Source organism: Thiohalocapsa sp. ML1 (genome assembly GCF_001469165.1).
Lineage (GTDB): Bacteria > Pseudomonadota > Gammaproteobacteria > Chromatiales > Chromatiaceae > Thiohalocapsa.
Genome location: NZ_JABX01000011.1, coordinates 152282 through 162846, shown reverse-complemented (window position 1 = coordinate 162846; position 10565 = coordinate 152282). Strand labels below are relative to the sequence as shown.

The window sequence follows — 10565 nt, the reverse complement described above, 5'->3', positions numbered from 1 at the left end:
GCTAAGCGCGAGCCAGCGCCGGGCCGGGGAGCCGACTTGCCGGTCGGCTCCGCACGCGCGACAGCATCCCGGTCTGTCGCCGTGTTGACCTGGAGGTCAACACTCCAGTCAAGGCCGCAACACCGCGCGGGTTCCAGGGCACGGAGCGTCGGCTTGCGCGGCGCGCTCGTTGGCGCAAGTGCACCGAAGGGCCAAGGGCCAAGGGCCAAGGGCCGAGGGCCGAGGGCCGAGGGCCGAGGAGGTCTTACTTGGCCGGGGCTTTCATGTCAGGGGACGTGCTGTGCGAGCAGATGTTCCCCGTAGAGCGCGGTGACGCGCGCGAATTGCTCCGGCGACAGGATGCGCTGGAGGTTCGCGCGACAGGCGATCTTGGTCTCGGCGATCTGCCGGCGGAGCTGCTCGATCTCGGTGTACTGCGCCTTGAGCGCGCCTGTGTCCGCCTGCCCGAGGGCGAGGTCGCGGAGCTCGGCCTCGGCTTGCCCGACTGCGCGGAGAAGGTCCTGCACGCGCGCATGGTTCTGCTCGCGCCAAGCCGCGAGGGCGCCCTGTTGTGCCTGCGTTAGCGTTAGCGTGTCGCCGTGCATGGCGATGAGCCGCATGAAGTTGGGCAGGGGGTTGGCGTGGTACAGCACGGCGTCCGGGTTGCCGGTGGGGTGTGCGTGCGCGGCGGGCTCGGCCGCCACCGCGGAGGTGCCGGCGAGCAGCAGCGCGACGGCGGCGACGGTGAGCGGTTGTGTGGCCCTGAGGCCTGCAGGACTGCCCCCTCGGTCATCCGCGGGGCGCCCGCTGCGACGGCGCTTGCCGCCACTGCCGCCGGGAGCGCCGCGGTCGAGCCAGGCGCCGAACGCGAGATAAGCGGCAATGAAGCTGACACCGCCGACGACCAGATAGTGAATCCAACCGGTCTGCTGCGGGCCAAGGCCGAGCAGCCCCAGCGGTCCGGCCGTGATCCCCGGGGCTGCTGCCATCATCAGGGCTTGCATGTTGTTCTCTCCTGCGGCTGAGTGAATTGACGTCGAGCGTGCGTGAGTGTTGGGCACGGTTGGTCCTTGCCACGAAGGGCTTTCGTTCTGGCTGTCGATCTGTGCACGGCGCCGAAGACGACGGCGACAGGCGCCGGCCCTTTGGCGACCGAGCCCGAGCCCGAGCCCGAGCCCAAGCGCCAAGAGCTTAATGCGACGCGTTCGCGTTGGCAAACCGGCGCGGCAGACGCCGGACCACGGTGAGGACGACGCTGCCCGCGCGGCACGGGGGCGCGGTCTCGTCGCCGAGAAGGCTCGCCATTGAGCGCCGACAGTCGCCCCGGGTGGGACAGCGAGGTATCCACATTTTCAACAATTGCGTCTTATTCGCATTCGCCTTATTGTTGCGGCAAGGTAAACCCATCCTTGGCCCTTCGCCCCTTGACCCTCGGCCCTTAGCCCCCGCCCTGCGCGCTACGACGCGCAGGCGCCCACGCGATCGACACGATCCCACCACGCCACCCGCATGAGGAGACTGCCCCTAATGTTCATCGCCATGAACCGCTTCCGCATCAACCAGGGCTTCGAGGCCGGCTTCGAGCAGATGTGGCGGGAGCGCGAGTCGCACCTCGCCGAGCTCGACGGTTTCGTCCGCTTTTCCCTGCTGCGCGGCCCCGAGGACGCGGGCTGCCGGCTCTACGCCTCGCACACCGAGTGGGCGTCGCGCGAGCATTTCGACGCCTGGCGCACGTCGGAGGCCTTCCACAAGGCCCACGCGCAGGCCAAGGCGCCGGAAGGCACCTACGCCGGCCCGCCGGTGTTCGAGGGCTTCGACGTCGTGCTGGAGGAGCGCGCCGATGCCGCATGACAGCCTCACGCACATCGCCCCCGACGGCGCGGCAGCCACCGCGCCGACGTCCGACGACCCGCTCTGGCAGCGCTGGCAGGCGCTGCGCGCGGAGCACCCGCACCTGCACGCCCGCGATGCCGCGGCGCGGCTCGGTGTCAGCGAGCTGGAGCTGGTCGCCTGCAATCCGGGCAGCCACCGGCTCGACGGCGACTGGGGTGCCGTCATCGCGGGGCTGCGCGAGGTCGGTCCGGTGCTGGCGCTGACGCGCAACCACGGCGTCGTCATCGAGAAGACCGGTCCGGTGGAGGACGTGGACATCTATCCCGAGCACCAGATGGGCCAGGTGGTGGGCGAGCACGTCGACCTGCGGCTCTTTCTGCGGCATTGGGTCCACGGCTACGCGGTCAGCGATGCGACCCCGAGCGGCCGGCGCGAGAGCCTGCAGGTGTTCGACGCGGCGGGTGTGGCCGTGCACAAGGTCCATTGCGTGAAGGCGACGAACCCGGCCGGCTGGGCCGCGCTGATGGACACCCACGCGGCAGCGCCCTCGGCCATCGAGATCCCGGCGCCGGAGCCGCCGACCGCGCCAACGCCGGATGCCGACATCGACACCGCGGGGCTGCGCGCCGCCTGGCTCGGCATGTCCAGCACCCATGACTTCTTCGGGCTGCTGCGGCGCTTCGGCGTGGAGCGGCGCCAGGCGCTGCGGCTCGCCGGGGCGGACCTGGCGCAGCAAGTGGCGGCGAACAGCTACCGGCCGGTGCTGGAGCTCGCGCGCGACAGCGGCCTGCCGATCATGCTCTTCGTCGGCAACCACGGCTGCGTGCAGATCCATACCGGGCCGGTGCACCGGGTCGAGACCGTCGGGCAGTGGTTCAACGTGCTGGACCCGGACTTCAACCTGCATCTTTGGCAGCCCGCGGTCACGGACGCCTGGCTGGTGCGCAAGCCGACGGAACGCGGCACGGTCACAAGCCTGGAGTGCTACGACGACGCCGGCGAGATGCTGCTGCAGTGCTTCGGCAAGCGCCAGGACGACGGCTCGGAGTCGCCCCACTGGCGCGAGCTGGTCGGTCTGGCCACCGGCGTCGAGGACGTCGGGGAGGTGGGCGCATGAACGCGCGCATGGCACTGTGCATCGGCTGCGCCTTGGTGCTGGGCACGGGCGCCGCGGCGGCGGCCGACGGCGAGCCGCCCGCGCGCATCGTGTCGGTGGACGGCGCGCTGACCGAGATCGTCTACGCCCTCGGTGCCGCCGACCGGCTGGTGGGCGTCGATACCACCAGCCTGTATCCGCCGCAGACCGAGGCGCTGGCGAAGGTCGGCTACAAGCGCGCCCTGTCCGCCGAGGGGCTGCTGGGGCTCGCGCCGGACCTGCTGCTCGCCACCGACGACGCCGGCCCGCCGGAGGTGCTGGAGCAGATCGAGCGGGCGGGCCTGGCCGTGCAACTGATCCCGGACACGCCGACGGTGGCGGGGCTGCATGAAAAGATCGACGCCGTCGCCACGGTCCTGGGGGAAGAAGCCGCGGCGGCGGAGCTGCGCGCGGGCATCGACCAAGCGCTCGCAGCGGTGCAGGCAGACCTCGCCGAGGCCGAGCGCCCGCGCGTGCTGTTCCTGCTGCACACGGGCAGCGGCAACGAGCTGGCCGGCGGGCGCGACACCGCCGTCGATACCGTCATCCGGCTCGCCGGCGGCACGAACGTGCTGCACGACGCCTTCGCGGGCTACAAGCCGCTCAGCGCCGAGGCCGCGGTGGCGGCGGCACCGGCGGTGATCCTCGTCAGCGAGCGCAACCTGACCGGCCTGGGCGGCAAGGACGCGCTGCTCGCGCGCCCGTCACTGGCCGGCACCCCCGCCGCCCGGGCGGGCCGCGTCGTCGCCATGGACGGCCCGCTGCTGCTCGCCTTCGGGCCGCGGCTCGGCGATGCCGTCGCCGAGCTGGCGCAGGCGCTCGGCACGCTGCGGGACGCGTCCGTCGCGGCCGACGGCAACGCTGCTCGGACGGCCGGCGCGAGCGCCGCGGCAACGCCCCGCTGAACCCGCAGGCCCACGACAATGCACGCCACCACACTACCCCTGCCCGCCGACGGGCACATCCTGCACCGCTACCGACACCGTCGGCTGGGCCTGCTGGCGCTCTTGGCGCTGGTCTGTGCCGTGACGCTGCTGTCCATCGCCATCGGCCCGGTGAACATCCCGCTCGCGGACGTGCTCCGGACCCTGGCGGCCCAGATCGGGCTGCCGGTGGGCGAGGTGGCGCCCCAGCACGAGGCGGTGATCCTGTCCATTCGCTTGCCGCGCACGCTGCTCGGGCTCTTGGTCGGTGCCGGGCTGGCCGTGGCCGGGGCGGCGATGCAGGGGCTGTTCCGCAACCCGCTCGCGGACCCGGGGCTCATCGGCGTGTCCGCCGGCGCGGCGCTGGCGGCGGTGTCCGTCATCGTGCTCGGCGGCACCGGGCTCGCCGTGGTCACGGAGGCGCTCGGCCCCTTCAGCCTGCCCCTCGCCGCCTTCGCCGGCGGGCTCGGGACCACGCTCCTGGTGTACCGGCTCGCGAGCGCGGGCGGGCGCACCTCGGTGACGACGCTGCTGCTCGCCGGCATCGCAATCAACGCCCTGTGCGGCGCCGGCACGGGCCTGCTGACCTATCTGGCGGACGACGCGCAACTGCGCACGCTCACCTTCTGGAGCATGGGCAGCCTGGGTGGGGCGACCTGGCCCGCGGTGGGCAGCGCGGCGCTGCTCATCGCGCTGCCCTTGCTCGCACTGCCGTTCCTGGCGCGCACGCTGAACGCGCTGCTGCTCGGCGAGGCCGAGGCCGGGCACTTAGGCATCGCCGTGCAGCAGATGCAGCGCATCATCGTCGCGCTGGCCGCGCTGGCCGTGGGCGCTGCGGTGGCCGTGAGCGGCGTCATCGGCTTCATCGGCCTGGTGGTGCCGCACCTGCTGCGCCTGGCGCTCGGGCCGGATCACGGCTTTCTGCTGCCGGGCTCGGCGCTGCTCGGCGGCGCCTTGCTGCTGTTGGCGGACCTGTTGGCGCGCACGCTGGTGACGCCGGCGGAGCTGCCCATCGGCATCCTGACGGCGCTGCTCGGCGGGCCGTTCTTCCTGGCGCTCTTGCTGCGCTGGCGGCGCACGGCGCTGTGAGCACGCCGGCCGCCATCGCGCCGATGCCGGCCCAGGCCCGCGACGGCGCGGCGCCGGCCGCGACGCTCGCCGCCGCGGGCCTCGGCGTGCGTCGGCAGGGCCGCTGGTTGCTCGACGGCGTGGATCTGACCCTTGCCGCCGGCGAGGTGCTGGTGCTGCTCGGCGCCAACGGCGCCGGCAAGTCCACGCTGCTCAAGTGCCTGGCCGGGGAGATGACGCCGGAGCAGGGGCAGGTGCTGCTGAACGGCCGCGCGCTCGGCCGCTGGCGCCCGGCGGATGCGGCCCGGCGCCGCGCCGTGCTGCCGCAGGCGAGTCCGCTCAGCTTCCCGTTCACGGCGCTGGAAGTGGTGCTGATGGGGCGCATCCCGCACGGCGGCCTGCAGGGCAGCGCGGGTACCGCGGACCTGGGCATCGCCGCGGCGGCGCTGGCCGCCACCGAGGTGGCGCATCTTGCGGAGCGGCGCTACACGACGCTCTCGGGCGGCGAGCGCCAGCGCGTGCACCTGGCGCGGGTGCTGGCCCAGCTCTGGGAGCCGCTGCCCGGCCGCGAGCCGCAGTGGCTACTGCTGGATGAGCCCACGGCGAGCCTGGACCTCGCCCACCAGCACGGCGTGCTCGCGCTGGCGCGCCGCTGGGCCGCCGACCCATCCGCACGCCGGGGCGTGCTGGTGGTGCTGCATGATCTGAACCTGGCGGCGCAGTACGCCGAGCGCATCGCGGTGCTGAAAGAAGGCCGTCTCCTGATCAGCGGCACGCCGGCCGCTGTGCTCACGCCCGGGCTCATCGAAGCGGCCTTCGGCCTCGCCGTCAGCGTGCTGCCGCACCCGGAGCTGGACTGCCCGCTGATTGTGCCGCGGGTGCGGCGCGGCGGCGGGCTTGCCGCGAGCGAGCGCCCCGCCACGGGTCTTCTGCGCTGAGCCGCGGCACGGTCGCCACTCGCCCTTCAGCGGATGGTCTCCAAACTCGGGAGGGCGGAGCCCCCGTTCAGCAGCAGACCGATCGCCGCGCGCAACTTGCCCATATCCTTGCCGCGTTTCTCGGGTTCGGCATCGATAATGATGTCGTTGCGATGCGGCAAGAAAAGGCTCGCGAAGACCATATTCTAGGGAGGCAGAGCCTCAGACCGACAAGGAGCGCGGTCTGGCGCAGCCCGCTCGTCGGCGCATTGGGCCAAGGGCCAAGGGCCAAGGGCCAAGGGCCGAGGCGGGCTCCCTTGGCCCTCGGCCCTTTCACCTGCAAGCGCCTTGTCGTCGTGAAACTTGACTCATCTGCAAGCATTCGGCGCCGTCAAGCAATCTAGGCCGCACCCGTCTCCCGCAGCCCGGCGAACCAACCGCTCAGGCGTCCGGCAGTGCATGCCGAGGCTGCTCCACGACCTCCGGGTTCAGCACCTCCATGGTCTCATCGCTCATGCCCATGACGAGCAGCCCGAGCTTGGTCGCCCGGCGGATCACCGAGGCGTCCATGTACAGGCTTGCGGCGACGCCGAGGGTGCGCTCCCGACGATATTCGGGATAGAAGTCGGGAAAGGCCGCGAGCTTCTTCACCAGGTTGTCCAGATGCTCGGCCTTCAGGGTCGACTTGGTCTCGTTGATCAGCACCAGCCCCGGGCACACCACCAGGGCATCCAGCTCGTAGGTGCGGGCGTCCACATGTCGGGTGAGCCGCACGCCGACCAGTTGCGTCTCCGCGCAGCCGAGCAGGTCGCGCGCGATGCGCGGCAGGTTCGGCGCCACGATGTCCTCCGCCAGGGTGCCGAGGCGATTGCTGAGCTCGCCCCACTGCTTGCCCATGGCCTTGCGGTCCCGCTCGGCCTCGTCCTTGAAGGCGCGCATCTCGTTCTTGAACTCGCGCATCTCGTTCTTGAATTCCCGCATCTCCCGCGCGAGCCGTGCCAGCTCCATCTCGGTGCGCATGGACTGGTAGCTCAGCTCCTTCATGTACTCTTCGAGCGTGTCCACCCGACGCTCCAAGGCTGCTTCGACCATTCTGCTTTCCTCGTCTCGTTGTGCCGTCAAGATGCCGGCGGTTGCCGCTGCTGCCGAGGCTCCGCCCCGGCATGCCGTCCCGGCGGCGCTGCCGTCCCGGCCGGGCCTTGTCCCCGCTTGAAGCCTACATCACGGCACACCGCCGTGCAGAGGCCTTTGCCGGCTCGGCGCCCGGGCCGCGCTCTGGCCTCGCGCTGCGCGCGGAGCGGGACGCGGCGCTCGAGGCGCTGGAGCGGCGCATCGAGGGGCTGCAAGGCGGCTGATGGGGGCTCGGGCGGGCTCGATGCCGCAGCGCGGAGCGTCGACTAGGGCGCCGGCGTGCCGCCGTTATCGCTCTGCTCCCGCCACACATCGATGAACGCGGCCAGCGACGCCTCGATGGTCTCGCGCGCGATGTCGCGCGTGATGAACACCATCTTGGACCGGCGGTCGTCGGTGGGCCAGGCCGGCAGCTCCAGCGGCGGATGGAAGATGTGCTGCACGCCGTGGATGACCACGGGCGCCGCGCGTCCACGCAAGCTCAGGATGCCTTTGATGCGCAGCATGTCGGGGCCGGCCATGGACAAGAGCAGGTCGAGCCAGGCATCGAGCATGCTGTCCGCAAGCGGCTGGTCGATGACCAGACAGAAGGCGCGGATGCGGTCGTCGTGGCGGTTCAGGTCGTGCGCGTGGTCGTGCGCATCGCCGTGATGGTCGTGTTCGTGTCCGTGGTCCTGCCCCTGGTTGTCGTGGTCGCCGTGCGCGTGCTCGGCCTGCGCGTCCGACCCATGCCGATAAGCCTCCTCGTTCAGCCAGCTCGCGACGTCCGGGGTCTTCCGGCTCGGGTCGAACAGGCCGAGCCCGAGCAGCGCGTCCGCGGCGACGACGCCGTTGGTCGCATACCGGCGCCGCGCCGCCGGATTGATGGCATGCAGACGGCGCTCCAGCGCGGCGACGGCGGCGGGCGCGGCGAGGTCCGCCTTGGTGAGCAGCAGGCAGTCCGCCATCGCGGCCTGCTTCAAGGCCTCGGGCTGGGCGTCCAGGGTTTGGTCGGCGTTGGTCAGGTCCAGGGTGGTGACGACGCCGTCCAGGCGATAGCGCCGGGCGATGACGTCGACGCTCGTCAGCGTATGGATGATCGGCGCCGGGTCGGCGAGCCCGGTGGTCTCGATGACGACCCGGTCGAACTGCCGCTCGCCCGCACGCGCAAACCGCCAGTGCGCGTCCTTGAGGGTGCTGACCAGGTCGCCCCGCACGGTGCAGCAGAGGCAGCCGCTGGACATCTCCACCACGGTGTCGTCGGCGACCCGGCTGATCAGCAGGTGATCGAGCCCTACCTCGCCGAACTCATTGATGATGACCAGGGTCCGGGCGAGCGCCGGTTGCTGCACCAGGTGATTCAGCACCGTGGTCTTGCCGCTGCCGAGAAAGCCGGTCAGCAGGGTGACGGGTATTTGGGGCGTGGGCATTTCTGGTCCTCGCTGAGGGCTGGGTAAGAACCGGGGCGTTCGGGGCGTTCGGGGATGCCGTTCAGCGGCCGGCACCGGCTTGGCGCTCGCGCAGCTCGCGCCGCGCCTGGGCCTCCACGCAGAGCGTCGCCACGGGGCGCGCTTGGAGCCGCGCCAGGCCGATGGGCTCGCCTGTCTCCTCGCACCAGCCGTAGCTGCCGTCATCGATGCGGGCAAGCGCGGCGTCGATCTTGCCCAAGAGCTCGCGGCAGCGCTCGTGCGTGCGCAGCTCCAGGGCCTGGGCCGCCTCGCGACTGGCGCGGTCCACCTCGTCGCCGACCTCGTGGTGGCTGTCGTGCCGCAGCTCCGCGAGGCTCGCGTCCGTCTCGGCGAGCAATGCGGACCGCCAGCCGAGCAGCGTCTGCCGGAAATAGGCCAACTGGCCGGGCCCCATGTAGTCGTCGTCCGCGGGCGGCCCGGCGTCGGAAGGCCCTGCGGTTGGCGCTTGCCGCACCGGCTCGTTGTCTTGCATCGCATCCACCCGCGTGCGGTCTCCGGTTGGTGTTGTCCGACACGGACGTTATAGTATTACTCATGGCAAGATCAACGCCGCCTCGACAATGCCAGAGGCGCACGACGAGGAACCATGACGACCACGCTGTTTGCCGAGCCGACGCCGGCGGCATCGCCGCGGCCTGCCGGCGCCCGGACAGCGCCGGGCGCGCCCGAGCCCGGCGTCGTCGAGGGCGCATGTCCTGACGCGCTCGATCGCATCGCCGACGCCGACGTGAGCCTCGCCATCTGGCGCCGGGCCGCCGTCGCGGGCGTCGAGCGGGAGCTGGCCGGGCGGGAGCCGGGCCTGACGACGCCGCTGCGCCGCCAGCTTGCCGCCGCCGCCCTCGCCCTGAACGCGGTCGACGCGTTGGCGACACCGCTGGCCGAGGCGGGCCTCTCGCCGGACACACACCCGTGCTGGCTGGCGGACATGGCCGCCTTGGCGCAACGCTTCGGTGCCTTGCTGGCGGCGAGGCTCGGCGATGTCGGCGTCACCCTGCGCCTGGAGGCGCTGTCGGAGGTCGCCTGCCCGCGCTTTCACGTGGACCAGACGCGTCTGCGCCTGCTCTGCAGCTACCGCGGGCCGGGCACGCTGTGGCTGCCGCCGGCGGCGGTGAATCGGCAGGCCTTGGCCACGGGCGGCAACAACGACGTGATTGCCGACCCGCTGCGGGTGCAGCAGCTCGCGCCCTTTTGGGTGGGGATCTTCAAGGGCGAGCGCTATCCCGGCAACGCCGGCCGCGGGCAGGTGCACCGCTCGCCGCCGGTGGCCGACGGCGAGCCGCCGCGACTCCTGTTCTGCCTGGACGCCTGACCCATGCGCCGGCACGCAACACCCCTTGCGGACGCGCCCGCCGCGACACTCGCCCCGGCCCGCGGCTCGGCTCCAGGCCCAGGCGACGGGCCTGCCGCCACTGGCGTGCAGATCGTGGACGAACTGGCGGATGTCGTGGCCATCTTCTCACCCGCGGTGCAGGTGTGCCTCTACCGGCGCGCGCCGCTCGTGCACCTGCAAGCGGCCCTGGCCCGCCAGGCCGAGACCGGGGCGCTGACCGGCTTCCGGCGCGTCCTGGAGGCCGACCGACCGCTGCCCGCGCTGCCGCTGCCGGCGGCGGTCGATGCCGCCGGGGCCGCGCGGGAGCTCGGCTTGCTGGTGGAGATCTTCGGCGAGCTCTTGGGCTGCCCGCGCATCGGCCTGCGCCTGGAGCTGCTGCATCGGCCCATGTGCCCGCGCTGGCACCGCGACCGTAACGGCATTCGGCTGCTGTGCACCTGGCTCGGCCCCGGCACCGAGTGGCTGGACGACGCCGCGGCGCCCGGCGCCGATCCGGCCGGAATCCCAAGCACGACGCCGCCGAGCGGCCGAGCCGCGCCCTTCGACCTGGTGCTGCTCAAGGGCGGCCTGTGGCAGGGCAATGCCGGGCGCGGCGCCATCCACCGCTCGCCGGACCCAGCGGCAAGCGCCCGCTGTCTGGTGGCGCTGGATGCCTTATGGGACTGAAGCCGCGGACAGGGCTTACAGCCCTGGCCGGGTCGCGCAGTTTGGGCTGCTGGCCGGCCAGGTGGTCACGGCGGTCGATACCCTCGGCGAGGACACATTCAGAGGTGGAATTCTGATCGTCCCGACGCTCCAGCG

13 protein-coding genes are annotated in these 10565 nt (G+C 72.0%); 8 read left to right on the top strand and 5 right to left on the bottom strand.

The genetic code is table 11. The features are described 5' to 3' along the window. Window positions 1-266: 266 nt before the first annotated feature. Window positions 267-983, bottom strand: coding sequence for a Spy/CpxP family protein refolding chaperone (locus ML01_RS09505; RefSeq protein ID WP_058555149.1), 717 nt, complete (start codon window positions 981-983; stop codon window positions 267-269). A 505-nt stretch (window positions 984-1488) separates the two neighbouring features. On the opposite strand from ML01_RS09505, the gene ML01_RS09500 reads away from it, so the two are divergent. From ML01_RS09500 to ML01_RS09480, 5 genes are read left to right on the top strand one after another with little or no spacing between them, the layout of a single operon-like run. Next, window positions 1489-1830, top strand: a complete 342-nt coding sequence (locus tag ML01_RS09500) for an antibiotic biosynthesis monooxygenase (protein ID WP_254045190.1) — start codon at window positions 1489-1491, stop codon at window positions 1828-1830. Beyond that, entirely contained in the window at window positions 1820-2929 is a 1110-nt protein-coding gene (locus ML01_RS09495) for a hemin-degrading factor (protein WP_058555147.1), read from the top strand. Before ML01_RS09500 ends, ML01_RS09495 begins: the two co-directional genes overlap by 11 nt. Continuing rightward, window positions 2926-3852 carry a hemin ABC transporter substrate-binding protein gene (locus ML01_RS09490; protein ID WP_058555146.1) on the top strand — a complete coding sequence of 309 codons (927 nt, stop codon included), beginning with the start codon at window positions 2926-2928 and terminating at the stop codon, window positions 3850-3852. Before ML01_RS09495 ends, ML01_RS09490 begins: the two co-directional genes overlap by 4 nt. Before the next feature lie 18 nt (window positions 3853-3870). Continuing rightward, a complete protein-coding gene (locus ML01_RS09485) occupies window positions 3871-4959 on the top strand; it encodes an iron ABC transporter permease (RefSeq protein WP_058555145.1) in 1089 nt (362 codons plus the stop codon). Further along, entirely contained in the window at window positions 4956-5876 is a 921-nt protein-coding gene (locus tag ML01_RS09480; RefSeq protein WP_254045189.1) for a heme ABC transporter ATP-binding protein, read from the top strand. Before ML01_RS09485 ends, ML01_RS09480 begins: the two co-directional genes overlap by 4 nt. 26 nt (window positions 5877-5902) lie before the next feature. Here the strand turns inward: ML01_RS09480 and ML01_RS31035 are convergent, their stop codons facing one another. Both ML01_RS31035 and ML01_RS09475 read right to left on the bottom strand, forming a co-directional pair. After that, window positions 5903-6037, bottom strand: a complete 135-nt coding sequence (locus tag ML01_RS31035) for a hypothetical protein (RefSeq protein WP_256363633.1) — start codon at window positions 6035-6037, stop codon at window positions 5903-5905. A 259-nt stretch (window positions 6038-6296) separates the two neighbouring features. Continuing rightward, a complete protein-coding gene (locus ML01_RS09475; protein WP_058555144.1) occupies window positions 6297-6947 on the bottom strand; it encodes a hypothetical protein in 651 nt (216 codons plus the stop codon). Window positions 6948-7054: 107 nt separating this feature from the next. Between ML01_RS09475 and ML01_RS28530 the strand changes: the two genes are divergently transcribed. Continuing rightward, entirely contained in the window at window positions 7055-7210 is a 156-nt protein-coding gene (locus ML01_RS28530; RefSeq protein ID WP_156427627.1) for a hypothetical protein, read from the top strand. Between the two features lie 42 nt (window positions 7211-7252). Here ML01_RS28530 and ML01_RS31170 read toward each other — a convergent pair whose 3' ends face one another. Beyond that, window positions 7253-8395 (bottom strand): GTP-binding protein, encoded by a 1143-nt coding sequence (locus tag ML01_RS31170; protein ID WP_058555143.1) that lies wholly within the window; start codon window positions 8393-8395, stop codon window positions 7253-7255. Between the two features lie 61 nt (window positions 8396-8456). Next, window positions 8457-8906 (bottom strand): RNA polymerase-binding protein DksA, encoded by a 450-nt coding sequence (dksA, locus tag ML01_RS09465; RefSeq protein WP_082674104.1) that lies wholly within the window; start codon window positions 8904-8906, stop codon window positions 8457-8459. A 114-nt stretch (window positions 8907-9020) separates the two neighbouring features. Here dksA and ML01_RS09460 point away from each other — a divergent pair, with 114 nt between their 5' ends. Together ML01_RS09460 and ML01_RS09455 are read left to right on the top strand one after the other, a co-directional pair. After that, on the top strand, window positions 9021-9743 hold the full coding sequence (locus ML01_RS09460; protein WP_058555142.1) for a DUF1826 domain-containing protein: 723 nt from the start codon (window positions 9021-9023) through the stop codon (window positions 9741-9743). 3 nt (window positions 9744-9746) lie between these two features. Next, window positions 9747-10430, top strand: coding sequence for a DUF1826 domain-containing protein (locus ML01_RS09455; RefSeq protein WP_082674103.1), 684 nt, complete (start codon window positions 9747-9749; stop codon window positions 10428-10430). The last annotated feature ends 135 nt before the right edge of the window (window positions 10431-10565 follow it).